Origin of the sequence: Streptomyces acidicola (assembly GCF_009377235.1) — a bacterium.
GTDB lineage: Bacteria > Actinomycetota > Actinomycetes > Streptomycetales > Streptomycetaceae > Streptomyces > Streptomyces acidicola.
Genome location: NZ_VMNX01000069.1, coordinates 1 through 24,044, shown reverse-complemented (window position 1 = coordinate 24,044; position 24,044 = coordinate 1). Strand labels below are relative to the sequence as shown.

The window sequence follows — 24,044 nt, the reverse complement described above, 5'->3', positions numbered from 1 at the left end:
GGGCCCCCTCTCGGTCAGTGCTGTTCAACTCACGGTGACGGCCGGCTCCCCCGCCGCGGCACCGTCCTTCTGCATCTGCTCCGCGATCTTCATCGCCTCGTCGATGAGGGTCTCCACGATCTTCGACTCGGGTACGGTCCTGATGACCTCGCCCCTCACGAAGATCTGGCCCTTGCCGTTGCCGGAGGCGACCCCCAGGTCTGCCTCCCTGGCCTCTCCAGGACCGTTGACGACACACCCCATGACGGCGACGCGCAGGGGCACCTCCATCCCCTCCAGACCGGCCGTGACCTCCTCGGCCAGCCGGTACACGTCGACCTGTGCCCGCCCGCACGACGGACACGACACGATCTCCAGCCTCCGCTGCCTCAGCCCCAGCGCCTGAAGGATCTGGATGCCGACCTTGACCTCCTCGACGGGCGGGGCGCTCAAGGACACCCGGATCGTGTCGCCGATGCCCTCGGCGAGCAGCGCCCCGAACGCCACGGCGGACTTGATGGTGCCCTGGAACGCCGGACCCGCCTCGGTTACCCCCAGGTGCAGCGGATAGTCGCACTGGGCGGCCAGCTGCCTGTAGGCGTTGACCATCACCACCGGGTCGTTGTGCTTGACCGAGATCTTGATGTCCCGGAAGTCGTGCTCCTCGAAGAGCGACGCCTCCCACAGAGCCGACTCGACCAGAGCCTCCGGAGTCGCCTTGCCGTACTTCTGCAGCAGCCGCCGGTCCAGCGAGCCCGCGTTGACACCGATACGGATCGGCGTGCCGTGCTCCTTCGCGGCCCGCGCGATCTCCTTGACCTTGTCGTCGAACTGCTTGATGTTGCCGGGGTTGACCCGGACCGCCGCACAGCCCGCCTCGATCGCCGCGAACACGTACTTCGGCTGGAAGTGGATGTCCGCGATCACCGGGATCTGCGACTTCCGCGCGATCGTGGCGAGCGCGTCCGCGTCGTCCTGCGTCGGGCAGGCCACCCGCACGATCTGGCAGCCCGACGCGGTGAGCTCCGCGATCTGCTGCAGCGTGGCGCCGATGTCCGACGTACGCGTCGTGGTCATCGACTGCACCGACACCGGGGCTCCGCCCCCCACGGCCACCGGCCCGACCTGGATCTGCCGCGAGACGCGGCGCTGAGCCATCGGCCGGACGGGTACGTCGGGAACGCCGAGGGATACGGCGGTCATGGCATCACCCGTTGTTTCCGGTGACGGTCTCGCGCATGGCGCGCAGCGACTCCTTCAGGGATCCCATGGTGGCGAGGACGGCGGTCGGCTCGTAGCCGCAGTGGGCCATGCAGTTGGAGCAGCGGGGATCCTTGCCGCGGCCGTACTTGTCCCAGTCCGTCTCCTCGATGAGCTCCCGGTACGTCGGTACGTACCCGTCGCTCATCAGATAGCAGGGCCGCTGCCAGCCGAACAGCGAGTAGTTGGGGATCGCCCACGCCGTGCACGGGAAGTCGACCTTGCCCTCGAGGAAGTCGAGGAACAGCGGCGAGTGGTTGAGCCGCCAGCGACTCCGGTTGCCGCCCGCGAAGGCCTTCCTGAACAGGTCGCGGGTCTGCTCCACGCCCAGGAAGTGTTCCTGGTCGGGCGCCTTCTCGTAGGCGTAGGCGGGCGAGATCATCATCTCGTCGACCTTGAGGTCGTCGTTGAGGTAGTTGAGCACCTCGATGATGGTCTGCGGGGTGTCGGTGTTGAAGAAGGTCGAGTTGGTGGTGACCCGGAAGCCCCGCTTCTTGGCCTCCTTGATGGCCTCCACGGCCTCGTCGAACACCCCCTCCTTCGCCACGGACTCGTCGTGCCGCTCGCGCAGCCCGTCGATGTGCACGGCGAACGCGAAGTACGGCGAGGGCTTGAAGTTGTCCATCTTCTTGCGCATCAGCATGGCGTTGGTGCACAGGAAGACGTATTTCCGCCGGGCGACCAGCTGCCGTACGATCTCGTCGATCTGAGGGTGCATCAGGGGCTCGCCCCCGGCGATGGACACCATCGGTGCCCCCGACTCCAGGACGGCGCCCACGGCCTGCGCCACCGGCATGCGCTGCTTGAGTACTCCGGCCGGGTGCTGGATCTTGCCGCAGCCCTCGCACTTCAGGTTGCAGGCGAAGAGCGGTTCCAGCTCGACGATGAGCGGAAACTTGTCCCGTCGGCGAAGCTTCTGTTCAAAGAGATACGTCGCCACCTTGATGGACTGGCGGAGCGGCATGGCCATCTGGCTCACCTCCTGGGAAGCAGCAAAGAACGGTGCCATTCAAAGAAAGCGGGAACGACGGCACGAAGAACACGGAAAGCTGATATTCCACCGCGCACCGTGCCGATCCGGACGAGTTCATGTTCTGGAGCGTCCACGACCACCCGGACGGCCGCAACCGGGCGTGCTCCCCGGCGCACGGCGCTCTGGAGCGTGGACGCGGACTCCATGTCGACCGCGATTGCGCCGGTCGCGAGCAGTTCCGATCTTTCGTGCCCGCGTACGACGTGGTCCGAGCCGGTGAGCGTGCCGGTGTGCACGGTGCGCCCGGGCACGGCGCGCACCAGCTCCTTGACCAGCAGGTCGGTGCCCTCGCACGGCGTCGTGGCACCGGCCGGGCCCCGGGTCTCCTCGGCGACGACGAGGTCACCGGGGTGCATGCCCGGCGCGAGCCCGGCGCAGAAGCCGGTGGCCATGACGGCGGCCCCGCGCAGCGCCGGCTCGCCGAGCACCCGGGTGACCGAGCGCTCCGCGGCCCTGGGCCCCATGCCGGTCCGCAGCACGGTGACCGGGCCCTGGGCGCCACGGGGGACGCCTCCGCGCAGGGCGAGCCGTTCGATGCCGAGCGCGCAGGCGATCAGCAGCGGGGCCGGGGCGGGAGCGTCGCTCACTTCAGCTCCCCTTGACGGGCGCGGCCGTCGTGTCGGTCGTATCACTCCTGTCCGTGAAGGGCTCCCCGTGGACGTACCTGCCGAGCGCGGTCAGCGGGAAGACCTGCCGGTAGAGGTGGTAGTTGATCGAGAAGTCCCACGGGAAGCCGGTTCCGGTGAAGTACGGCTCGTCCCAGGAGCCGTCCTCGCGCTGGGTGCCCGCGAGCCACTCGATGCCGCGCTCGACGGTCTTCGACTCCCGCTCCCCCGCCGCCAGCAGCGCGAGCAGGGCCCATGCGGTCTGGGAGGCGGTGGAGGCGCCCTTGCCGCTCCACCCGGCGACGTCGTGGTAGGAGCGCAGGTCCTCGCCCCAGCCGCCGTCGTCGTTCTGCACGGCCTCCAGCCAGGCAACGGCCCGGCGGATCGCGGGGTGCGAGGCGGGCAGCCCTGCGGCCACCAGTGCCGGGACCACCGACCCCGTGCCGTACACGTAGTTGACGCCCCAGCGCCCGAACCACGAGCCGTTCGGCTCCTGTTCGGTGAGCAGCCACTCGATGCCGCGGCGGGTGCGTTCGTCGTGGGCGAGTCCCTCGACGGCCAGCATCTCCACGACGTGCGCGGTGACATCGGCGGACGGCGGGTCGATGACCTCACCGAAGTCGCAGAAGGGCAGCTTGTTGGGGAACGGACTGGTGTTGTCGACGTCGAAGGCGCCCCACGCGCCGTTCCTCGACTGCATGCCGAGGTTCCAGCGCACTCCGCGCGCGATCGCCTTGTTGACGCGCTCGGGGTCGGGGTGCTTGACGCGGCGCAGCGCGAGGGCGACCTCGGCGGTGTCGTCGATGTCGGGGTAGTTGTCGTTGTGGAACTCGAACGCCCAGCCGCCCGGCGGGAGTCCTGGTCGCCGTACGGCCCAGTCTCCTGGCCGGACGATCTCCTCGCCGAGCATCCAGTCCGCGGCCTTCACCAACTGCGGGTGGTCGGCGGGCAGTCCGGCGTCGACGAGGGCGGTGGTCGCGAGGCAGGTGTCCCACACCGGCGACTGGCAGGCCTCGATCATCCGGGCCCCGTCCTCGCGCCATACGGCGAACCGGTCGAGGGACTCCAACCCGGCGCGCATGACGGGGTGTTGGAGGTCGTAGCCGAGGAGGTGCAGCGCGATGACCGAGTACACGGCCGGGGGCTGGATGCCGCCCCAGCAGCCGTCGTTCTCCTGCCGCTCGATGATCCAGCGGGCGGCGCTGTTCATGGCCGCCCTGCGCAGGGGCTTCAGGGCGACCTTGTGGTAGCCGTGCAGGACCTTGTCGAGGCGCTGGAAGACGCCGTCCCAGCTCGCCGCGGGCGCGAGGGGCGCGGCCGGGTTCGGATCGCGCGGGTCGGTGTGCAGCTCGTCGAGCGGGAAGGGCGCGGGCCGCACCGGGCGCTTCGCCGAGACGATGGTCAGGGGGACGATGGTCTGCCGTGCCCAGCACCCGAAGTCGTAGATGTTCAGCGGCATCCACTTCGGGAAGTAGATGAGTTCCGGCGGGAGTTCGGGCAGGTCCTCCCACTTCCACCAGCCGAACAGGGCGAGCCAGATACGGGTGAAGACGCGGGAGGAGGCGATACCGCCCCGGGCGCGGATCCACTCCGACGCCTTCGCCATGTGCGGGGCATCCGGGGCATCCCCGGACAGGCGCAGGGCGACGTACGCCTCGATGGTGGTGGAGAGTTCCCCGGGTCCGCCGTAGAAGGTCCCCCAGGTGCCGTCCTCGCGTTGCTCGCCACGGATGAAGAGGGCGGCGGCCTGCGTGGTCCTGTCGTCGCGGACGCCCAGGAACTGACGGAGGAGAAGATCCTCGGCGTCCATGGTGACGTTGGTCTCCAGGTCGCCCTTCCACCAGCCCTGGGCGTCCTGGCGCGAGAGCAGGAAGTCGGTGGCGCGGGCCGTCGCGCGCACGGCGGCATCCGGGACCCCCGCCACCCCGAGGGTGTCGATGTCGGTTTCGGTTTCGCTGGCCGAGGCAGCTCGGGGTGGTGGTGCCCCGGTGCTTCCGTCGGTCGTCGCTGTCATGGCTTCCCCTTCGTGCAGTGGCATGTCTCTGCTGTGGGTCCGCCGTCGGCCGGTGCTCACCGTGCCCGAGGCACCGGCCGGCGACTACGCGAGGGTTATTCGACCGATAGGGATCATCTCTTTCCCTGTAGTGATCATCTCTTTCGTACGACGACGAAGTCGGCGAGCGCCACGAACTGGTCGCGCACCCGGTCGGGCATCCGGATCTCGTCCAGGGCGTCAAGGGCGATCCGGTGCTGGCGGCGCGACTCCTCGGCGGTCCAGTCGCGGCCGCCGGCCTCCTCGATGAGGGCGGCGCGGGCGGCGAACTCCTCCTCGGAGAAGTTCTCGATGTCGCTGCTCTTGGCGTCGGCCGCGAGGATCTCGCCGAGCCGCTCGGAGGCCCGGCCGCCTGCCGCGAGCGCTGCCACCACCGGCAGGGACTTCTTGCGCTGACGCAGGTCGCTCCAGGTCTGCTTGCCGGTGGCCTCCGGGTCGCCCCAGATGCCCAGCAGGTCGTCGACAGCCTGGAAGGCGAGGCCGAGGTGGTAGCCGTACTTCTCCAGCATGTCGGCCGTGTGGTCGTCGGCGCCACCGAGGACCGCGCCGATCGAGCAGGCGCACGCGAGCAGCGCGCCCGTCTTGTTGCCCTCCATCTCCAGGCACTCCTCGACGCTGACGCGGTCCCGGTGCTCGTAGGAGATGTCCTGGGCCTGGCCGTCGATGAGGGCGCGGGTGGCCCTGGTCAGCCGGCGGGTGGCACGGCCGGCCTCGACGGTGCCGAGCTCCAGGAGGATCTCGTTGGCCAGGGCCATGAGAGCGTCGCCGACGAGGATGGCCTGGGCCGGGCCGTGCACCTTCCAGACGGTGCCGCGGTGGCGGCGCTGCTCGTCGCCGTCCATCAGGTCGTCGTGCAGGAGCGAGAAGTTGTGCACCAGCTCGACCGCGACCGCGCCGGGGACGCCGGTCTCGGGGACCGCCTCGGTGACCTCGGCGGACAGCACGGCGAGCGCGGGCCGCACGGCCTTGCCGCCATCGCCGTCGGCGGGCCTGCCCTCGGCGTCGATCCAGCCGAAGTGGTAGGCGGCGACTGTGTCCATGGGCGGCGCCAGTCGGTCGATGGCCGCCCGCAGCACCGGGGTGGCCAGGGTCCGGCCGCGCTCCAGGAGCGCGGTCACGTCCACCGCGGGCTCTCGCGCGGCCGTCGAGGCCGGGGGCACAGTGGGCACAGTCTCTCCTCTTGTTGCGGTGCGGGAGGTGCGGGGGTCTGCCTCGCGTCGCTCGTTGAGCATCAGGCCGCCTCCTCGAAGTCGAAGAGATGGTCGCGGGGTCTGCCCAGGGCGCCCAGTGCGGCGTCCGCCGCGCTGATGCCACTGCGAACCGCACTCTCCATGGTCGCGGGCCACCCTGTGGCGGTCCACGCACCGGCCAGGTACAGGCCGGGGGCCTTGGTGCGGGCGCCGGGCCGGAGCCGCCCGACGCCAGGAGTGGGAGCGAACGTCGCCGTGCGCTCCCGGGTCACGAAGAAGTCGCGCACGCCCGCACCGCGCGTGCCCGGAAGCAGCCGTTCCAGCTCCGGCAGGTACCGCTCGCGCAGGACGGACACCGGTGTGTCGATCTCGTCCTGAGCCGCCGACTGCGACACCGCCAGGTACTGGCCCTCGCTCAGCCCGGATGCCTCGGTCCGGTCGAAGACCCACTGCACCGGGGTGCCGAGCGCCGTGAAGAACGGCTTGTCGAGCACCTTCCGGTCGTACACCACATGGACGTTGAGGATCGGGGCCGTGCCGATCTCCAGAAGCCGCCCGGGGTGGTCGAGCGCGTCCGCGGGCAGCAGATCGTGCGCCTCGCGCTGTGGTACGGCGAGGACGACGGCGTCCGCGTCGAGAGTCTCACCGGGAACCTGAACCGTCCAACGCCCGTTTCCGTAAGGGGAGATGGAGGTGACGCGTGTACGGAGTACGGTATGGACGCCCGCCGAGTCGAGCGCCTTGCGGGCCAGCCGGTCGTGCAGTTCGCCCAGCGGGACGCGTGCCCAGCCGATGTCGGCCGCGCCCGGGTCGGACAGCAGACCCGTCTTGAACACCATCGCGGCGAGCCCGAGAGAGGCGTCTTTGGCCACCGCGTTGAGGGTGGCGACCCCCACGAGGTCCCACAGAGCCTCGACGGCACGCGCCGACTGACCGTAGGCGGCCAGCCAGCTGCCGAAGTCCTGGTTGTCCAGCGCGGGATCCGCGAGGTCGAGCGCCTTGAGCGCCAGTGCGGCACGCCCCACTTTGGCGCGCTCACCGAGCGAGAGGTGCGGATACGTGGCGAGGCTGCGCCCCAGATGCAGTGGTACGGGCAGTGCGTCGCGCCGCAGTCTGCCGAGCCGCCGGCCGGCACGGGCCTCGACGTCGAGTACGGGCACGTCGAGACGGTCCTGCACGGGGGCGAGCGCGGTCCCGTCGACGCGGTCGAGGAACCAGCGGTACGCGGTGCAGCAGCGCAGGTACACGTGCTGTCCGTTGTCGACGGTCAGGTTGCCGCGCTGGAAGGAGAAGGCGAGTCCGCCGAGCCGGGGCCGTCCTTCCAGCAGGGTGACCCGCACTCCGGCGTCGGCCAGCGACAGCGCGGCGGTGATCCCGGCGAGCCCGCCGCCGACCACGACGGCCGACCGTCCGTCTCCCGCCGCCGCCCCTTCGCGGAGGTGCTCCGCGCCCTTCCGGGAGGCCGGGCGGCCGGGCCTGTCACCGTCGAGCAGCCCCTCGGGGTGTGTGCCGTCGGTCATCGTGCGCCCTCCCCCGCGCCATGGCCGTGGTGCTTCAGCGAGCCACGGCAGGCCGTCGCAGTCTGGGACGCGGCCGGGCGGCGGAGGGTTGCGTGCCGCCTTTCACCGATGGAGCCGCCTTGGTCGGGACCAGGGCCTGTTCTGAGTTCGCCGTCGTCCGCGCGAAAGGCGGGCGCAGCGCCCGCGGCGGAGCCGCTGGTGTACGCAGCCGGTACCCCCACTCGGCGTGCGGCGTCGCAGGTCATGCGGCGGAGCCACCTGTCCTGTGGCGCCGTGCGCCGAGTGGGGGTACCTCCCACGCCGTCAAGGCAGTGGGGGAGCATGCCGGGCGTCGGGGCGCAGGCGGGGAACTCAGAACAGGCCCTGGCCATCAGGAGCGCCTCCTGACGGGCCGGCTGACGGTCCGCCGGGAGACATGGCGGGCATCGAGACCGGACAGCCCGCGCACGGCGACGTACGCCTTCTCCCGCCCCGGCAGCGAGACGCGGCCGCGCAGCACGGCCTCCGGCTCCCGCTCGATGCGGTCGAGGAGGCGGCGGTAGATGCCGGCCATGGCAGCGACACAGGCGCCGCTGCGCCGGTCGAGCATGGGCAGCAGCCGGTAGCCCTCGGCGAAAAGGGTGCGGGCCCGGCGCACTTCGAAGTGGATGAGGCCCGCGAAGTCGGAGTCGGGCGGTGGGACCGGCTGGCCGAACCCGGCCGAGCAGCCGAACTTGGCGAGGTCGTCGGCGGGCAGATAGGTGCGCCCGCCCAGGGCGTCCTCGCGAACGTCCCTGAGGATGTTGGTGAGTTGCAGCGCGAGCCCCAGCGTGTCGGCGTACTCGGAGGCGCGCTCGACACCACGCGCTCCCGGTTCCGTACCGAACACGCCCAGTGAGACGCGCCCGATGGCGCCCGCCACGCAGCGGCAGTAGACCTTGAGGTCGTCCCAGGTCTCGTAGACCTCACCGCGGACGTCCATCAGGACGCCGTCGATGAGTTCGTCGAGGCCGCCGAGCGGGATCGGGAACTGCTCGCCGGCATGCGCGAGGGCGACCGCGACCGGGTCGGTCTCGTCCTCGTCGACGTCACCTTCACGGACCCGGGTGATCAGGGCCCGGGTGTCCTCGAGTCTGGCCACCTTGACGTCGGGTGAGAGCGCGCCGTCACCGATGTCGTCGACGCGCCGCGCGAACGCGTAGACCGCGGACAGCGCACGGCGCTTGGGCGTCGGCAGCAGTCTGATGCCGTACGCGAAGTTTCGGGCCTGCTGTCCGGTGACGGCCTCGCAGTAGCTGTAGGCGGCGAGTACCGGTGCGGACACGTGTGGATCGGGCTCCACGGTCCGGATCACCCCTCTCCTCGCAGGGTCACGCCCGCCTCACGCAGCAGTTGGAGCCTGCCGGGCTTGGGCGGGCCGGGAAGTACGTCATAGTCGGCGGCGGCGATCGCGCGGATCGCCGCCCTTCCCCCCGCCACGAACCCGGCAAGGAGCAGCCTCAGCCTGCCGTGAACGCTACCCACCAGGGCGTTGCCCTCATTCAGCAGGTCACGGGCGCGTTCTGCTTCGTACGCGACCAGCGCGCGCACCGATGCGCCTGCCGTGGTCGCCGCGAGATCCGCCTCCTGGACATGAAAGCGCTTCATGTCCGTGGCGGGCAGATAGATGCGGTCGCGGCCGAGGTCCTCGGCCACGTCCTGGAGGTGTTCGACGATCTGCAGGGCCGTACAGACGGCGTCGGAGCGGCGCACGCGCTCGGGCGTGGACGTGCCGGTGACGGCGAGGACGAGGCGGCCGACGGGGTTGGCGGACAGTTCGCAGTAGGCGAGGAGGTCGTCGTACGTCTCGTACCGCCGGACGACCTGGTCCTGACGGTTGGCCGCGATCAGGCCGAGGAAGGGCTCGGGCGTCAGGGACCGGCGGCGGACGGTGAGCTGGAGGCGGCGCAGCAGCGGGTGACGGGGGCTCGCGTCGAACACCCTCCGCAGGTCGGCCTCGAAGGCGTCCAGCAGGACCGACCGGTCCCCGGCCTCCTCGGGCGACACGCCGAGCAGACGGGCGTCGGCGCCGCCGGGCGCGAGGTCGCCGTCACCGATGTCGTCGACCAGGCGGGCGAAGCCGTAGACGGCCATGAGGTCGGTGCGCCATGCCCTGGGCAGGAAGAACGGTGCCACGGGAAAGTTCTCGGCCGCAGCCTTGTCGAGGGTGTCGCGCTCCGGGTCGCCGGTGCGCGCCGTCCCGGCTTCGGTCACCGCTCGTCACCCGGCGCGGGGACGGCCCGAGCGTCGCGGAGGTGGGGAGTTTCCGTAGCCATTGCCGTCACATCTCCCGTTCTACACTGCCGACGCAATACACACTATTTCGGACACGCCGCCCGGCGGACGGCTCAATACGGCGGGTGCCGGGTGTCGCGCATTATGGCCCTACTTGCCGCGATTCGGCACTCGTACAGCTTACGTTGTACAACGCGCCCTGCTCCGTCGGGGTGTCCCGCACATCACAACAACACACCAATTGGCCCCAAGATTCCTAAGTGGAACCGGAGTTGGTCCCTTCTTTGCCGAACGGGACCGTCCTTGCCGAGTTCGTTGACCGCCCTTTGCATCCGGACCCCGCCGGAGGCGTTCCGGCGGGGTCCGGTGCGTGCTGGTGTCGAGGGTTCGGGCTACTTGCCGGTGAACTTCTCGTACTCCTTGAGGACGTCCTCGGTGCGCCCGTCCATCCGCAGCTCGCCGCGCTCCAGCCACAGGACGCGGTCGCAGGTGTCACGGATCGACTTGTTGTTGTGGCTCACCAGGAACACCGTGCCGGCCTCCTTGCGCAGCTCGCGGATGCGGGCCTCGGAGCGCTTCTGGAACTTGCGGTCACCGGTGGCGAGAGCCTCGTCGATCATGAGGACGTCGTGGTCCTTGGCGGCCGCGATGGAGAAGCGCAGGCGCGCCGCCATGCCGGAGGAGTAGGTGCGCATCGGCAGGGTGATGAAGTCGCCCTTCTCGTTGATGCCCGAGAAGTCGACGATCCCCTGGTAGCGCTCCTTGATCTGCTCGCGGGACATGCCCATCGCGAGCCCGCCCAGGATGACGTTCCGTTCGCCCGTCAGATCGTTCATCAGGGCCGCGTTGACGCCGAGGAGCGAGGGCTGGCCGTCGGTGTAGACCTTGCCGCTCTCCGCGGGGAGCAGGCCGGCGATGGCGCGCAGCAGGGTGGACTTGCCGGAGCCGTTGGAGCCGATCAGGCCGATGGCCTCACCGCGGTAGGCGGTGAAGGAGACGCCCCGGACCGCGTGCACCTTGCGCACGCCGCGCGCCGAGTCGTCGGAGCCCCTCTTGAGGATGCGGCTGAGAGCGGCGGTGGCACTGCCCCTGCCGGTCTTGGCGCCGTTGACGCGGTAGACGATGTGCAGCTCGTCCGCGATGACGGTGGGAATGCGTGCCTCAGCCACGACCGTACCGCTCCTCCGCCTTCCAGAAGTACACGAAGCCGCCGAGCGCGACGAGCGCGGCCCAGCCGCCCGCGACCGCCCACACATGCGGGGGCAGGTTCTCGGAACCGTAGCCGTCGATCAGCGCGAAGCGCATCAGGTCCATGTAGATGGCGGCGGGGTTCCACTGGAGGACGTCGCCGATCCACTCCGGGTGCTCGGCGAGCATCACGGGGATCGAGAACATGACGCCGGATGCGTACATCCAGGTCCGCATGACGAACGGCATCAGCTGCGCGAGGTCGGGGGTCTTGGAGCCCATCCGGGCCATGATCATCGCCAGGCCGGTGTTGAAGAGGAACTGCAGGGCGAGGATCGGGAGGATCAGCAACCAGGACAGCCGCGGATAGCTGCCGAAGGCAACCGCCACGGTGAACAGCACGATCATCGAGAAGAGCAGCTGCTGGAGCTGCTGGAGCGAGAACGAGATCGGCAGCGAGGCGCGCGGGAAGTGCAGCGCCCGCACCAGGCCGAGGTTGCCGGAGACCGCGCGGACGCCCGCCATCACCGAACTCTGCGTGAAGGTGAAGACAAAGACACCCGTGACCAGGAACGGGATGTAGACCTCACGGCCCATACCCCTGTCCGCTTTGAGGATCAACCCGAAGATCAGGAAGTACACCAGCGCGTTGAGCAGCGGAGTCGCCACCTGCCAGAGCTGGCCGAGCTTGGCCTGGCTGTACTGGGCGGTGAGCTTCGCCTGGGAGAAGGCGAGGATGAAGTGGCGCCGCCCCCAGAGCTGGGCGATGTACTCGCCGAGTCCGGGCCGGGCCCCGCTGACCGCGAGGCCGTACTTGGCGGCCAGCTCGGCGGGAGAGAGTCCCTCGTCGGGCGACGGCCGGTCGCTCACGGCGACTGAGCCGTCATGCGTTGTCTCACTCACAAGTGGAAACTTTCGTCCTCAAAAGTGCGCAGGCTGGTCGGGCCTAGGCAGAAACCTGGGACCGGGTACCGCCGAATGCTCTCAGATATCGAGCTTGTCAGATGACGGGAGGTCGGCCCAATCGGGTAAGACGCCACACCGTACGCCACTTCATGGCCCGGCGGGGACCGCACGCGGTCGTCCAGCCCTCCTTGAAGCCGCCGAACCAGGCTCTCAGGGCGGCCCGCGAGGGTCTCCGAACCAGCGTCAGGAGCACCCAGACGCCGAGGTATACGGGCACCAGGAGCGCGGGGAGATTGCGGCGCGCGAGCCAGACCCGGTTGCGGGCGACCATGCGGTGGTAGACCGCGTGCCGGGAGGGCGCGGTCGTGGGGTGGTACAGCACCATGTCGGACCGGTAGTCGATCATCCAGCCCGCGTCGAGGGCCCGCCATGCCAGGTCGGTTTCCTCGTGTGCGTAGAAGAATTCGTCCGGAAGTCCGCCTACTTCGGCGAGAACCTTCGTACGGACTGCGTTGGCGCCGCCGAGGAACGTGGTCACCCGGGAGGAGCGCATCGGGTCGGCGGCCCGCAGGCGGGGCACGTGGCGCCGCTGAGTGACGCCGGTGTCCGGGTCGGCGATGCGAAAGCTGACGATCCCGAGCTTCGGGTCGGCCTCGAAGGCCGCACGGCACAACTCGGCGGTGTCGTTGCGCGCCAGCAGGCCGTCGTCGTCGAGGAACAGCAGGATGTCGACGTCGGTCCCACCGGGGCCGAAGGCCTCGATGCCGACGTTGCGGCCGCCGGGAATGCCGAGGTTCTCGGGCAGTTCGACGGTGCGTACGCCCTCGGGGACCTCCGGCACCGGGGAGCCGTTGCCGACGACGACCACCTCGACCCGGTCGCCGTCCTGCTTGGCGACCGAGTCGAGGAGGGCGCGCAGTTCGTCGGGGCGGTTGCCCATGGTGATGATGACCGCGCCGACCTTCATGCCGCTGCTCACTTCAGCCTGCTGGAGGCGAGGATGGACACCAGGTGCAGCAGGGTCTGAAGGAGTGCGATGCCGGCCAGTACGGCGACACCGAGCCGCGAGAAGAACAGGTCGCCGCGGACCGTGTCCAGGACCGCGAGAACCAGGATCAGCAGGGACGCCTCGACGCCGAGGACGAGCCGGTGGAACTTCAGCGCGGCGGCGGCCTTACGGGCCAGCGCCATTCCGGAGGAGCGCGGCTCGGAGGCCGACTCCTGGACCGGTGGCTTCCCGGCCTGGTGACGGGCGACCCCGACGAGGTCCGTCTCGGCCTTGATCAGAATGGCGCCGAGGGCGGCCAGGGTGCCGAGGAAGGCCCACAGCCAGTCGATCCGCCCGGAGCCCCACAGGTCGGCGGCACGCAGACCGAAACCGACCAGTACGGCGGCGTCGCACAGGTAGGCGCCGACACGGTCCAGGTACACCCCGGCGAGCGAGTACTGCTTCTTCCAGCGCGCTATCTCACCGTCGACGCAGTCCAGCAGCAGGTAGAGCTGGACCATCAGAACGCCGAGCACCGCGCCCGGGATCCCCGGCACCAGCAGGGCCGGGGCGGCGAGGACGCCGAAGAGGGTCATCAGGTAGGTCAGCTGGTTGGGCGTGACCCGGGTGTTCACCAGGTGCCGGTCGATGCGCAGCGAGATCTCGCGCATGTACAGCCGCCCGGCCCAGTGCTCACCGCTCCGCCGGTCCTTGACACCCGGGGGGTGGACGACCGGGCGGAGTTCAGCTACCGATGGCTTTTGCATAGTCGGCGTATGCGTCCCTGATCTGGTCGGTGGACAGGTCGAGGTGTTCGAGGATCGTGTAGCGGCCGGGCCGGGTCTGCGGGGCGAACTCGACGACCTGGACGAACTCCTCGACGGTGAAGCCGATCTCGTCCGGGAGGACGGGCAGGCCGTGGTGCCGGAGGACTTCGGTCATCTGACCCGCGATCTCGTGGTGGCCCCGCAGGAACGTGGCGAACGCACCGCCGAGGCCGCACTGCTCGCCGTGGAGGGCGTTGCGCCGCGGGAAGCTCAGGTCGAACGCGTGGCTGATCTCGTGGCAGGCACCCGACGCGGGACGGCTGTCACCGGCGACGGACATGGAGATCCCGCACAGCACGAGGGACTCGGACAGGGTCGTCAGGAAGTCGTCGTCGCCGATGCCACCAGGGTGACGCAGCACCGCTTCGGCGGCCTGCCGTGCCATGGCGGCAGCCAGCCCGTCGACCTTCTCGCCCGTCTCCCGGCTCGACAGCTCCCAGTCGGCCACGGCGGAGATCTTGCAGATCACATCGCCGATCCCGGCCCGCACGAAGCGCACCGGTGCCTCACGGATGACATCGAGGTCGATGACGATCCCGATCGGGTTGGGCACACCGTACGAGCCGCGGCCCGCGTCGTTGTCGAGCGTGGCCACCGGGGAGCACAGACCGTCGTTGGCGAGGTTCGTGGCCACGGCGACCAGCGGCAGGCCGACGCGGGCGGCGGCGTACTTGGCGCAGTCGATGACCTTGCCGCCGCCGAGTCCGATCACGGCGTCGTAGTGCCCGCCCTTCTTGATCGAGTCGGCGAGGCGCACCGCGCCGTCGATGGTGCCGTCGGCGTCGCAGAACCAGTCCGCCTCCGGCAGCGCGGGGGCGAACCGCTCGCGCAGCGCACGGCCGGAGCCGCCGCTGATCGCGAAGGCCATCCGGCCCGACGGCGCGATGCGCTGGTCCGACAGGATCGTCGCCAGATCATCGAGCGCGCCGGGACGGATGTCGACGACGACTGGCGAGGGAATGAGCCTCGTCAGTACTGGCACGCGATCTCACGTCCCTTGGCGAGGTCGTCGTGGTTGTCGATCTCCACCCAGCTGACGTCACCGATGGGCGCGACGTCGATCCGGAAGCCGCGGTTCACGAGCTCCTGGTAGCCGTGCTCGTAGAACTGCTGCGGGTCGGTCTCGAAGACCGTCTTCAGCGCGTCGGCCAGCTCGTCGGCGGCCTCGCCCTCGATGAGGGTGACGCCGATGTACTCGCCGGAGGCCTCCGCCGGGTCCATCAGCTTGGTGATCTTCGTCATGCCCTTCTCGGCGTCGACGACGACCTTCATCTCCTCGTCGGCGAGGGACTTCACCGTGTCGACGGCGAGGATGATCCTTTTGCCGTCGCCGCGGGCGGCGAGCAGGGTCTTCTCTACGGAGACCGGGTGCACGGTGTCGCCGTTGGCGAGGATCACCGAGTGCTTGATGGCGTCACGGCCGCACCACAGGGAGTAGGCGTTGTTCCACTCCTCGGCCTTGTCGTTGTCGATGAGGGTGATCTTGAGGCCGTACTTCTGCTCCAGGGCCTCGCGCCGCTCGTACACGGCCTCCTTGCGGTAGCCGACGATGATCGCGACCTCGCTCAGACCGATCTCGGCGAAGTTGCCGAGGGTCAGGTCCAGGACGGTGAGGCTCTCCTCGTTACCCTCCGGTCCCACCGGCACCAGTGCCTTGGGCAGGGTGTCGGTGTAGGGGCGCAGACGCCGTCCGGCGCCGGCCGCCAGCACGAGGCCGATCATGCGGGTTCTCCTTCATCGTGTACGGCGGGTGCTTGGGAGGACACCCAGAAACGGATGCTCTCGGCGAGCACCACCAGCGCCACGGCCACAGCGACAGCCGTGAGCGCGACCTTGAACTCTGTGGGCGCGAGCAGCGCGGCCAGGACGGTGACCAGCAGCGTCCTGCCTTCGTGCCCGCCGATCGCCCGCACCAGCCAGTGCGGCGGCGCGCCGGCGTTGCCGCGGATGCGGTACACCGTGTCGTAGTGATGGTAGGCGACGGCCGCCACCAGCCCGAAAGCTGCCGGTAGGGCCCCGTTCACATTGGCTTTGGCCGCCAGCACCAGGACCGTGCAGTATTCGGCGGCGCGGAAGACGGGGGGAACGAGCCAGTCCAGGCGGCCCTTCAGGGGCAGCGACACCGCGGCGGCCGAGGTGATCACGTACAGCGCTGCGGCGCCCACGGGCAGCCAACTGCCGTACGGCTCAAGCCAGGCGGCCGCGACGAGGATCACAGCGCTGGGCAGCGCGACGGAGACCCGCGCGCTGAAGGGGGGCTTGGCCGGCAGCTTGCTCAACAGCCGCGCCAGCGCCTCCGCGACGGGGCCGCTGTCCGCGAGGTCCGCCAGCGCACGCGCGGCCCGGTCCGTCCTGCGCGCCTTGCGCGTCAGTGATCGCAGCACCCGGCCCGCTGTGGTGTAGGTCGCAGCGAACGCGCAGCCGACGAGCAGCGCGTAGAAGGTGATACGAGGAGTGGTGACCGCGGTCAACACGGCGATCATCGCCCAGCGTTCGCCGATGGGCAGCACGATCATCCGGCGTACCCACACCGTCCAGCCGACGCTGTCGAGCCTGTCCGAAAGGGCCGCGGTGGGGCTGGTGTTGGCGGCCGCGACGCCCTGCTCGTTGACGTTCGCCTCGTTGAAGGAGAAGTCGACGACATGGCGGCAGGTCTGCAGGACCATCGCACCGAGGGCGAGCGCCCACACGTCGTCACCGCCGCGGGCGGCGCCGAGGGCGAGGCCCGCGTAGTAGGCGTACTCCTTGGCGCGGTCGAAGGTGGCGTCGAGCCAGGCGCCGAGCGTCGAGTACTGCAGGGAGTAGCGGGCGAGCTGTCCGTCGGTGCAGTCGAGGACGAAGGAGAAGATGAGCAGCACACCGGCCGCGACGAAGCCGCCGCGGGTGCCGGTGGCCGCGCAGCCCGCCGCGATCAGGGCGGTGAGCAGGGACGCGGTGGTGACCTGGTTCGGGGTCAGGCCGCGGCGGGCGCACCAGCGCGCGATGTAGCGGGAGTACGGGCTGACGAAGTGCGTGGTGAAGAAGCCGTCGCGGGACTTCACGGCCGTACGCAGCCGGACGGCCTCGTCGTCGACGGCGGCCACCGCCTCGCGGGCCTCGTCCAGGGCCTGGGGGTCGGCGGGGACCGCGGCGACGAGGGTGCCGAGTTCGGGGCGGTGCACGGCGACACCGTCCGCGTCGAGGGCGGTGGCGAGGCGGTCGGCGAGGTCGTCCACGGCGAGAGCCGTACCACCCGTGGGCACGGAGCCCTCGCTGGCCACCGCGCGGGTCAGGGCCTGCCGGGCGGCGGGCTGGACGGTCACGGCGCCGGGCAGCGCGGCGGCCGGGAAGCGGGGGTCGGTGAGGCCGAGGCGCAGCGCGTGGACGTGGCCCACGAAGCGGGCGTCGACGAGGGCGATCCGCTGCCCGGCGGGGACCTGGGCCAGGAGCGTCTCGGCGTCACCGGCGTCGGAGGCGACCCGCACGTCGAAGCCGAGCGACCGCAGATCGCCCTCCAGTGACGATCCGGGGACCGGCTGACCGGTGAGGATGGCGGTCGACAGACGAACTCACTCCCTGGGTGCCGACGCGGTGGCGCCGGGCGTGTACGTGTTGGGGACACCCTTGGCCGATGGGTGGCCGGGCGGCGTGTCGGCAGAGGGTATCGGATGATGGGAACGGAGCGTTCACCGGCCGTTCATGACCTGCTCAACCCGGTCTGCTGGGCCTCTGCCTCGATCATCATCATGGATTCCGGTGCCGCGTCACAAACCGCCACCGCGCATTGCTCTCCATATCGGCGCATTCCTGTCATTGCGTTTGGCGCGCGGGCCGCGGCATAGGGTGGTGAGCCATGACGTGGCTGATCACAGGTGGGGCCGGGTACATCGGGGCGCACGTGGCGCGGGCCATGACCGGCGCCGGGGAACGCGTGGTGGTGCTCGACGATCTCTCGGCCGGGGTACCGGCCCGGCTCCCCGAGGACATCCCGCTGGTGCGGGGTTCGGCGCAGGACGGCGAGCTGCTGAAGCGGGTGCTGGCCGAGCACTCCGTGACGGGTGTGGTGCATCTCGCGGCCCGCAAGCAGGTGGGCGAGTCCGTGGCGCAGCCGACGCGCTACTACCAGGAGAACCTGGGCGCCCTCGCCACGCTCCTGGAGGCGGTGGCCGAGGCGGGGATCAGGCGGTTCCTGTTCTCCTCGTCCGCGGCGGTGTACGGCAACCCGGACGTGGAACTCATCACAGAGGACACCCCGTGCGCGCCGGTGAACCCGTACGGCGAGACGAAACTCACCGGGGAGTGGCTGGTGCGGGCGGCGGGCCGGGCCCACGGCATCGCGACCGTCTGCCTGCGCTACTTCAACGTGGCGGGCACGGCGGCGCCGGAGCTGGCCGACACCGGTGTCTTCAACATAATTCCGATGGTCTTCGACCGGCTGACCCGCGACGAGGCGCCGCGCGTCTTCGGCGACGACTACCCGACGCCGGACGGCACCTGTGTCCGCGACTACATCCACGTCGCCGACCTCGCCGACGCGCACCTCGCGGCGGCCCGGCGGCTGACCCAGGGCGCCACGGGCGACCTGACGGTCAACATCGGCCGCGGCGAGGGGGTCTCGGTCCGCGAACTCATCACCCTGATCGGCGAGGTGAGCGGCGACCGGCGGCCCCCGCTCGTCGAACCGCGCCGCCCCGGGGACGCTCCCCGCGCGGTCGCCTCGGCCGAACTCGCCGCCCGGGAACTGGGCTGGACGGCCCGGCGCGGCGTGCGCGAAATGGTCGAGTCGGCCTGGGCCGGGTGGCGGATGCACCACGGCGGATGATCTCTCCGGGCCCCTGACCTGCGGTTCGTTTCCGCAGGTCAGGGCACATGACAACGGTGTTCAGTGCCGCGTTGCCACATACCCCCCACCCGTAGTTCACTGGTGCTTCCGAGCACATCTGCAAGAGGCCGAAGGGCGGAGTCATGGGGGCTGGGCACGATCACGGGCACGCGCACGGAGCGCCTGCCGGCGGTACGGCGACGGCCGCGTACCGGGGGAAGCTGCGCGTCGCGCTGACGATCACGCTCACCGTCATGGTGATCCAGATCGTGGGCGGGATCCTCGCCGATTCGCTCGCGCTCATCGCGGACGCGGCCCACATGGCCACCGACGCCGTGGGGCTGGCGCTGGCGCTGCTCGCGATCCACTTCGCGGGACGGCCCGCGAGCGACCAGCGCACGTTCGGGTACGCACGTGCCGAGATCCTCGCCGCGCTCGCCAACTGCGTACTGCTGCTCGGTGTCGGCGGCTACCTCCTGTACGAGGCCATCGAGCGCTTCGTCACACCTGCCGAGACCAAGGGCGGGCTCGCCATCACGTTCGCGCTGATCGGTCTGGCGGCGAACATGATCTCGCTCACGCTGCTGATGCGGGGGCAGAAGGAGAGCCTGAACATCCGGGGCGCGTTCCTGGAGGTGGTGGCGGACGCGCTGGGCTCCGTGGCGGTGCTGATCGCCGGGGTGATCATCCTGACCACGGGCTGGCAGGCCGCAGACCCGATCGCCTCGCTCGTCATCGGCCTGATGATCGTCCCGCGTACGGTGAAGCTGCTGCGTGAGACCCTCGACGTGCTGCTGGAGGCGGCTCCCAAGAACGTCGACATGGCGAAGGTGCGTGCGCACATCCTCGCGCTGCCGGGCGTCGAGGACGTCCACGACCTGCATGCCTGGACCATCACCTCCGGTATGCCGGTCCTCTCCGCGCACGTGGTCGTCGGCTCCGAGACGCTCGGCGCCATCGGGCACGAGAAGATGCTGCACGAGCTCCAGCGCTGCCTCGGTGACCACTTCGACGTCGAGCACTGCACCTTCCAGCTGGAGCCGAGCGGTCACGCGGAGCACGAGGCGAAGCTGTGCCACTGAGGTCGCGCTCGCTCCCCCGCTCGGTCCCCTCGCGGGTCCGCCGGAGCGGGTGCTAGCGTGGCCGCCGTATTCGAGGAGGTGGGTTGATGACTGTCGCGTTCGGCGCTGCCCTGCGCAGTGACTCGTGTGTCCCCACTTCCCGGGCCGACGGCTGACCGGTCTCGTCATCTCGTCGAGAGGTCGGCCGGGCCCTTCACTCAAGGGTTTTCACTTGACCGACACCATCGACAACTCCGAAAACTCCGAACCGACCATGCCGTGGCGTACCCGGCCGGAGGTCCCCGCCGACCGTGCCGAGGTGTACGAGCTGACCTCCGCCGCCTTCGGAAGGACGGAGGAGGCTGACCTGGTGGAGGCGCTGCGCGCCGATCCCGGGGCCTGGCTGCCGGACCTCTCGTACGTCGCCGAAGGGCCGGACGGTGCCGTCGCGGCGTACGCGCTGCTCACCCGGTGCCATGTCGACGAGGTGTCCGCGCTCGCGCTGGCCCCCGTCGCCGTACGGCCCGAGTGGCAGCGGCGGGGAGCGGGAGCGGCTGCCGTGCGCGCGGTGCTGGACGCGGCACGGGGGCGTGAAGAGCGGCTCGTGCTCGTACTCGGGCATCCGGAGTACTACCCGCGCTTCGGTTTCGCGCCTGCTTCCGCGTACGGCATCCGGCCCGGGTTCGACGCACCGGACGAGGCGATGATGGCCCTCGTACTGAACGGTTCCGCGTCCGTGACACCTGGCACAATCAGGTATCCCGCCGCATTCGGCGTCTGATCCGCGTCCGCTCCGCATGTCCCGCTCCGGAGTGCCGGGGCGGGACATGCGGAGCGGGGCGAACCGCCGTGAGCGCCGGCTTCGTACGGCAGACTTGAGGCCGGACGAACGAGGTTAAGGATGGGTATGCCGATCACACCTGCCACCGCGATGCACAGTTCAGCATGGGGGCACCGCCCAGGCCCTGAAGGCTCTGGGAGAGGCACCGCGGAAGCGATTCTGCTGGAACTGGTCGACGAGGACGGCAACACCATCGGCACGGCGGAGAAGCTCGCCGCCCATCAGCCGCCCGGGCAACTGCACCGGGCGTTCTCCGTGTTCCTCTTCGACGAGCGCGGGCGGCTTCTGCTCCAGCAGCGCGCCCTCGGCAAGTACCACTCCCCCGGTGTGTGGTCGAACACCTGCTGCAGCCACCCGTACCCGGGCGAGGCGCCCTTCGCGGCGGCGGCCCGGCGGACGTACGAGGAGCTGGGTGTCTCCCCGTCGCTGCTCGCCGAGGCGGGCACCGTCCGCTACAACCACCCCGACCCGCGCTCGGGCCTGGTGGAGCAGGAGTTCAACCACCTCTTCGTGGGACTCGTGCAGTCCCCGCCGCGACCCGACCCCGAGGAGGTCGAGGCAACGGCCTTCGTGACACCCGCGGAACTGGCGGAACGGCATGAGAAGGACCCCTTCTCCGCCTGGTTCATGACCGTGCTGGACGCGGCCCGTCCGGCGATCAGGGAGCTGACGGGCGCCGCCGCGGGCTGGTGAGCCGGGGCCGGGTCCCCGGCCTCTCCGGGCCATATACCTAGACGAGGCGTACGGGATGCAGCGGCAGGACGGCCCAGATCACCTTGCCGCCGCTCGCGGTGTGCTCCACGTCGCACGCGCCGCCCGCCTCCCGGGCGATCTCCCGGACGAGCAGCAGCCCCCGGCCGCCGGTCCGGGCGTGGTCGGTCTCCAGGGCGGTCGGGCGGTAGGGGTGATTGTCCTCCACCGCGATGCGCACCCATTCGGCCCCGACGGCGACCTCCACGGCGATCGTCGGCGACAGCAGCGCCGCGTGTTTGACCGCGTTGGTCACCAGCTCCGAGACGATCAGCAGCAGCCCATGGCCCAGGTCGTCCGTGACGGGCACGCCCTGGCGGGCGAGCAGGTCACGGACGGCGCGCCGCGCCTGCGGCACCGAGGCGTCGACGGCCGGAGTGGTGAACCGCCACACCCCTTCGTACGGCAGTGGTCCCGGCGGTCGTCGGTCGGTGGATACGTCCTCGCCGCCCTCAGGGCGTGGGCCCGGCCCTCGCCCTTGGTCGTCCATCGTCCGGTCGCCGCCCTTGCGCTCGATTGTCACCACACGTCGAGTGTTGGTAACGCACGGGCGCAGACCGAAGCACTGAACAGAAGTCAGCGCGTATCGACGGCTTCCGTCTGTCTTTGAGCGGCACGGTCGGCGGCACGACCGCCCCTGTCCGCGTCGTGCCGCCTTTGGAATTATTCGGGTTGTACGGGCTTGACGCCGGGCCCGCCCGGTTTCTTCCCGGAGGTCATCCGGTCCGAGACCATGCCGACGATGCGCCGCCCGCTGTACCCGGCCGCGATCAGACCAAGGCCGTCGAAGAGCAGCGCGAGTGAGAAGAACGCGCCCATGACGTATTTGCTGCTCGGCCAGGAGGCCAGCACGACAATGCCGAGGAACAGCCCGAAGGCGCCCTGCACGAGAGTCCAGCCGAACTGCGGACCGCGCACCACCAGGCTGCCGATCACACGGAACACCCCGCCGCTCAGGAACAGCAGCGCGCCGAACATGGCGAGGGCCTCGGCCCCCGCCTCGGGCCTGCGGATGATGACCACGCCGGCCGCGATGTTCAGGGCGGCGACCGCCACACCGAGCCAGAAGAAGTTGGTGCCGCGGGCCTGGACCGCGTGCATGAGGCCTACGACACCGCCGATCAGCAGCAGCCAGCCGAACAGGAGCATCGAGGTCAGGGTGGCGAACGCGGTGTAGAGGAGACCGACGAGCCCCGCGAGCACGAGGATCACGCCGAGTGCGCCGACCCAGGTGTACCCCCGGCGGAGCCCGGCGGTCCGGTCGTGCTTCGTTCGTGCCATCGGGCCCTCCTCGCCCCGGGCCCCTTCTTGATCGTACGTGCGCGGGTCATGGATAGCATCCGCGTATGGAGCTGCTGCACAGCGTCACTGACGGGGTCGCCACCGTCGTCATCCACCACCCGGCCAAGCGCAACGCCATGACGGTCGGGATGTGGCGTGCGCTGCCGCCGCTGCTCGACGACTTGGCCGCCGATCCCGCCGTACGGGCGCTCGTGCTCACCGGTGAGGGCGACACCTTCTGCGCCGGCGCCGACATATCGACGCTGCGGGAATCGCCGGACGAGGCGCAGTCGCTGGCCGGGCTCGCCGAGGAGGCGCTCGCGGCCTTCCCGAAGCCTTCGCTCGCGGCGGTCCGCGGGTACTGCGTGGGCGGCGGGTCGCAGCTCGCGGCGGCCTGCGACCTGCGGTTCGCGGAGGAGGGCGCGCTGTTCGGGGTGACCCCTGCGAAGCTGGGGATCGTCTATCCGGCCTCCTCCACACGGCGGCTGGTGTCACTGGTGGGGCCCGGGACCGCCAAGTACCTGCTGTTCTCGGGCGAGTTGATCGACGCGGAACGTGCACTGCGGACGGGGCTGGTGGACGAGGTGCTGCCGGGGGGTGAACTGGGCAAGCGGGTCGGCGAGTTCACCCGCGTACTGGTTTCCCGCTCGCAGTTGACGCAGGCGGCGGCCAAGGAGTTCGCGAACGGCCGCACGGACCGGGACGCCCACTGGGCAGATCAGGCCCGCGGGAGCGGCGACACCGCGGAGGGCGTCGCCGCGTTCCTGGAGCGCCGGGCCCCTCGGTTCACGTGGAGTGCGTGAACTCCCGCTCTGTGTGAACTCCCGCCCTACTCCAGGATGAAGCGGCTCCTCGCGCGCAGGGCGTCGACGATGTGCATGGGCGCTTTCTGCGGGGACCCGGCGTCGTAGGGCGGTTGCGGGTCGTACTCCGTCATCAGCTGGATGGCCTGGGCGTGCTCGTCGCCTGCGATCCGGCCCATGAGGGCGAGGCCCATGTCGATGCCGGAGGAGACGCCGGCGGCGGTGACGTACTTGTCGTCGAAGACCACCCGCTCTCCGGTGGGCTCGGCACCGAACCGGCCCAGCTCCTCCAGCGCCAGCCAGTGCGAGGTCGCCCGGCGGCCCGCCAGGAGACCGGCGGCGGCGAGCAGCAGGGAGCCGGTGCACACCGAGGTCGTCCAGACGCTGGATTCGTCGGCGGCGCGGAGCCAGCCCAGGAGGGCCGCGTTCTCCATCTGACCGCTCTGTCCGGGCCCGCCCGGGACCAGCACGATGTCGGGGCGCGGCACGTCTGCGAGCGTCCTGTCGGCAGTGATCGCCAGGGAGCCGGTGTCGTTGCGGACGGGACCGGCGGCCTCGGCGACGAAGACCGTCTCCGCGTCGGGGAGACGGCTCAGGATCTCGTACGGGCCCACCGCGTCCAGGGCGGTGAAACGGTCGTAGAGGACGATCGCGATCTGCATGGGGGATCCCTTCATGAGCGCTGGAGCTTCGGGGCTTCGGGGC

General features: G+C 70.3%; 24 protein-coding genes. 5 read left to right on the top strand and 19 right to left on the bottom strand.

Annotated elements, in window-relative coordinates:
• Positions 1 to 24: 24 nt before the first annotated feature.
• The 16 genes from ispG to FPZ41_RS19570 all read right to left on the bottom strand — a co-directional run bounded on the left by ispG (position 25) and on the right by FPZ41_RS19570 (position 17,344).
• Entirely contained in the window at positions 25 to 1,182 is a 1,158-nt protein-coding gene (gene ispG, locus FPZ41_RS19640) for a flavodoxin-dependent (E)-4-hydroxy-3-methylbut-2-enyl-diphosphate synthase (RefSeq protein WP_152864361.1), read from the bottom strand.
• Positions 1,183 to 1,186: 4 nt separating this feature from the next.
• A complete protein-coding gene (gene hpnH, locus FPZ41_RS19635) occupies positions 1,187 to 2,209 on the bottom strand; it encodes an adenosyl-hopene transferase HpnH (RefSeq protein WP_152864359.1) in 1,023 nt (340 codons plus the stop codon).
• A gap of 5 nt (positions 2,210 to 2,214) precedes the next feature.
• On the bottom strand, positions 2,215 to 2,859 hold the full coding sequence (locus FPZ41_RS19630) for a phosphorylase family protein (protein WP_322620449.1): 645 nt from the start codon (positions 2,857 to 2,859) through the stop codon (positions 2,215 to 2,217).
• 1 nt (position 2,860) lies between these two features.
• Positions 2,861 to 4,891, bottom strand: coding sequence for a squalene--hopene cyclase (gene shc, locus FPZ41_RS19625; RefSeq protein WP_152864357.1), 2,031 nt, complete (start codon positions 4,889 to 4,891; stop codon positions 2,861 to 2,863).
• A 134-nt stretch (positions 4,892 to 5,025) separates the two neighbouring features.
• A complete protein-coding gene (locus tag FPZ41_RS19620; RefSeq protein WP_152864355.1) occupies positions 5,026 to 6,162 on the bottom strand; it encodes a polyprenyl synthetase family protein in 1,137 nt (378 codons plus the stop codon).
• Complete coding sequence (hpnE, locus tag FPZ41_RS19615) at positions 6,162 to 7,640, bottom strand: hydroxysqualene dehydroxylase HpnE (protein WP_152864353.1); 1,479 nt, start codon at positions 7,638 to 7,640, stop codon at positions 6,162 to 6,164. Before hpnE ends, FPZ41_RS19620 begins: the two co-directional genes overlap by 1 nt.
• A complete protein-coding gene (locus FPZ41_RS50260) occupies positions 7,637 to 7,885 on the bottom strand; it encodes a DUF6380 family protein (RefSeq protein ID WP_407698795.1) in 249 nt (82 codons plus the stop codon). Before FPZ41_RS50260 ends, hpnE begins: the two co-directional genes overlap by 4 nt.
• 125 nt (positions 7,886 to 8,010) lie before the next feature.
• Positions 8,011 to 8,973, bottom strand: coding sequence for a presqualene diphosphate synthase HpnD (hpnD, locus tag FPZ41_RS19610; protein WP_322620448.1), 963 nt, complete (start codon positions 8,971 to 8,973; stop codon positions 8,011 to 8,013).
• Entirely contained in the window at positions 8,970 to 9,872 is a 903-nt protein-coding gene (hpnC, locus tag FPZ41_RS19605) for a squalene synthase HpnC (RefSeq protein ID WP_322620447.1), read from the bottom strand. The genes hpnD and hpnC overlap by 4 nt, the downstream gene beginning before the upstream one ends.
• A gap of 413 nt (positions 9,873 to 10,285) precedes the next feature.
• Positions 10,286 to 11,062 carry an ABC transporter ATP-binding protein gene (locus FPZ41_RS19600; RefSeq protein WP_322620446.1) on the bottom strand — a complete coding sequence of 259 codons (777 nt, stop codon included), beginning with the start codon at positions 11,060 to 11,062 and terminating at the stop codon, positions 10,286 to 10,288.
• The gene (locus FPZ41_RS19595) at positions 11,055 to 11,984 is read right to left on the bottom strand and encodes an ABC transporter permease (protein WP_322620445.1); all 930 of its coding nucleotides are present in this window, start codon (positions 11,982 to 11,984) and stop codon (positions 11,055 to 11,057) included. The genes FPZ41_RS19600 and FPZ41_RS19595 overlap by 8 nt, the downstream gene beginning before the upstream one ends.
• A gap of 97 nt (positions 11,985 to 12,081) precedes the next feature.
• Positions 12,082 to 12,966 carry a glycosyltransferase family 2 protein gene (locus tag FPZ41_RS19590; RefSeq protein ID WP_322620444.1) on the bottom strand — a complete coding sequence of 295 codons (885 nt, stop codon included), beginning with the start codon at positions 12,964 to 12,966 and terminating at the stop codon, positions 12,082 to 12,084.
• Positions 12,963 to 13,742 carry a CDP-alcohol phosphatidyltransferase family protein gene (locus tag FPZ41_RS19585; RefSeq protein WP_152864351.1) on the bottom strand — a complete coding sequence of 260 codons (780 nt, stop codon included), beginning with the start codon at positions 13,740 to 13,742 and terminating at the stop codon, positions 12,963 to 12,965. The genes FPZ41_RS19590 and FPZ41_RS19585 overlap by 4 nt, the downstream gene beginning before the upstream one ends.
• On the bottom strand, positions 13,720 to 14,784 hold the full coding sequence (locus FPZ41_RS19580; protein WP_322620443.1) for an iron-containing alcohol dehydrogenase family protein: 1,065 nt from the start codon (positions 14,782 to 14,784) through the stop codon (positions 13,720 to 13,722). The genes FPZ41_RS19585 and FPZ41_RS19580 overlap by 23 nt, the downstream gene beginning before the upstream one ends.
• Positions 14,772 to 15,524, bottom strand: a complete 753-nt coding sequence (locus tag FPZ41_RS19575; protein WP_152864349.1) for a phosphocholine cytidylyltransferase family protein — start codon at positions 15,522 to 15,524, stop codon at positions 14,772 to 14,774. The genes FPZ41_RS19580 and FPZ41_RS19575 overlap by 13 nt, the downstream gene beginning before the upstream one ends.
• Positions 15,521 to 17,344 (bottom strand): DUF5941 domain-containing protein, encoded by a 1,824-nt coding sequence (locus FPZ41_RS19570; RefSeq protein ID WP_152864347.1) that lies wholly within the window; start codon positions 17,342 to 17,344, stop codon positions 15,521 to 15,523. Before FPZ41_RS19570 ends, FPZ41_RS19575 begins: the two co-directional genes overlap by 4 nt.
• 290 nt (positions 17,345 to 17,634) lie before the next feature.
• On the opposite strand from FPZ41_RS19570, the gene galE reads away from it, so the two are divergent.
• The 4 genes from galE (at position 17,635) to idi (ending at position 21,198) form a co-directional block, all read left to right on the top strand.
• The gene (gene galE, locus FPZ41_RS19565; protein ID WP_152864345.1) at positions 17,635 to 18,603 is read left to right on the top strand and encodes a UDP-glucose 4-epimerase GalE; all 969 of its coding nucleotides are present in this window, start codon (positions 17,635 to 17,637) and stop codon (positions 18,601 to 18,603) included.
• 143 nt (positions 18,604 to 18,746) lie between these two features.
• Positions 18,747 to 19,685, top strand: coding sequence for a cation diffusion facilitator family transporter (locus tag FPZ41_RS19560; RefSeq protein ID WP_152864343.1), 939 nt, complete (start codon positions 18,747 to 18,749; stop codon positions 19,683 to 19,685).
• A 211-nt stretch (positions 19,686 to 19,896) separates the two neighbouring features.
• On the top strand, positions 19,897 to 20,445 hold the full coding sequence (locus FPZ41_RS19555) for a GNAT family N-acetyltransferase (protein ID WP_228022840.1): 549 nt from the start codon (positions 19,897 to 19,899) through the stop codon (positions 20,443 to 20,445).
• A 126-nt stretch (positions 20,446 to 20,571) separates the two neighbouring features.
• Positions 20,572 to 21,198, top strand: a complete 627-nt coding sequence (idi, locus tag FPZ41_RS19550) for an isopentenyl-diphosphate Delta-isomerase (protein WP_152864341.1) — start codon at positions 20,572 to 20,574, stop codon at positions 21,196 to 21,198.
• A 37-nt stretch (positions 21,199 to 21,235) separates the two neighbouring features.
• On the opposite strand, the gene FPZ41_RS19545 is transcribed toward idi, so the two are convergent.
• Together FPZ41_RS19545 and FPZ41_RS19540 are read right to left on the bottom strand one after the other, a co-directional pair.
• A complete protein-coding gene (locus FPZ41_RS19545; protein ID WP_131566707.1) occupies positions 21,236 to 21,745 on the bottom strand; it encodes an ATP-binding protein in 510 nt (169 codons plus the stop codon).
• A gap of 173 nt (positions 21,746 to 21,918) precedes the next feature.
• On the bottom strand, positions 21,919 to 22,536 hold the full coding sequence (locus FPZ41_RS19540; RefSeq protein ID WP_131566652.1) for an HdeD family acid-resistance protein: 618 nt from the start codon (positions 22,534 to 22,536) through the stop codon (positions 21,919 to 21,921).
• Positions 22,537 to 22,601: 65 nt separating this feature from the next.
• On the opposite strand from FPZ41_RS19540, the gene FPZ41_RS19535 reads away from it, so the two are divergent.
• Positions 22,602 to 23,339 carry an enoyl-CoA hydratase/isomerase family protein gene (locus FPZ41_RS19535; protein ID WP_152864339.1) on the top strand — a complete coding sequence of 246 codons (738 nt, stop codon included), beginning with the start codon at positions 22,602 to 22,604 and terminating at the stop codon, positions 23,337 to 23,339.
• Between the two features lie 26 nt (positions 23,340 to 23,365).
• Here FPZ41_RS19535 and FPZ41_RS19530 read toward each other — a convergent pair whose 3' ends face one another.
• The gene (locus tag FPZ41_RS19530; protein WP_152864337.1) at positions 23,366 to 24,001 is read right to left on the bottom strand and encodes a DJ-1/PfpI family protein; all 636 of its coding nucleotides are present in this window, start codon (positions 23,999 to 24,001) and stop codon (positions 23,366 to 23,368) included.
• Positions 24,002 to 24,044: the final 43 nt, after the last annotated feature.

Excerpts from the sequence above, each read along its gene's own strand:
- ispG (WP_152864361.1), bottom strand. The coding sequence starts at position 1,182 with ATGACCGCCGTATCCCTCGGCGTTCCCGACGTACCCGTCCGGCCGATG.
- hpnH (WP_152864359.1), bottom strand. The coding sequence starts at position 2,209 with ATGGCCATGCCGCTCCGCCAGTCCATCAAGGTGGCGACGTATCTCTTT.
- shc (WP_152864357.1), bottom strand. The coding sequence starts at position 4,891 with ATGACAGCGACGACCGACGGAAGCACCGGGGCACCACCACCCCGAGCT.
- FPZ41_RS19620 (WP_152864355.1), bottom strand. The coding sequence starts at position 6,162 with ATGCTCAACGAGCGACGCGAGGCAGACCCCCGCACCTCCCGCACCGCA.
- hpnE (WP_152864353.1), bottom strand. The coding sequence starts at position 7,640 with ATGACCGACGGCACACACCCCGAGGGGCTGCTCGACGGTGACAGGCCC.
- FPZ41_RS50260 (WP_407698795.1), bottom strand. The coding sequence starts at position 7,885 with ATGACCTGCGACGCCGCACGCCGAGTGGGGGTACCGGCTGCGTACACC.
- FPZ41_RS19585 (WP_152864351.1), bottom strand. The coding sequence starts at position 13,742 with ATGCAAAAGCCATCGGTAGCTGAACTCCGCCCGGTCGTCCACCCCCCG.
- FPZ41_RS19575 (WP_152864349.1), bottom strand. The coding sequence starts at position 15,524 with ATGATCGGCCTCGTGCTGGCGGCCGGCGCCGGACGGCGTCTGCGCCCC.
- galE (WP_152864345.1), top strand. The coding sequence starts at position 17,635 with ATGACGTGGCTGATCACAGGTGGGGCCGGGTACATCGGGGCGCACGTG.
- FPZ41_RS19560 (WP_152864343.1), top strand. The coding sequence starts at position 18,747 with ATGGGGGCTGGGCACGATCACGGGCACGCGCACGGAGCGCCTGCCGGC.
- idi (WP_152864341.1), top strand. The coding sequence starts at position 20,572 with ATGCCGATCACACCTGCCACCGCGATGCACAGTTCAGCATGGGGGCAC.
- FPZ41_RS19545 (WP_131566707.1), bottom strand. The coding sequence starts at position 21,745 with ATGGACGACCAAGGGCGAGGGCCGGGCCCACGCCCTGAGGGCGGCGAG.
- FPZ41_RS19540 (WP_131566652.1), bottom strand. The coding sequence starts at position 22,536 with ATGGCACGAACGAAGCACGACCGGACCGCCGGGCTCCGCCGGGGGTAC.
- FPZ41_RS19535 (WP_152864339.1), top strand. The coding sequence starts at position 22,602 with ATGGAGCTGCTGCACAGCGTCACTGACGGGGTCGCCACCGTCGTCATC.
- FPZ41_RS19530 (WP_152864337.1), bottom strand. The coding sequence starts at position 24,001 with ATGCAGATCGCGATCGTCCTCTACGACCGTTTCACCGCCCTGGACGCG.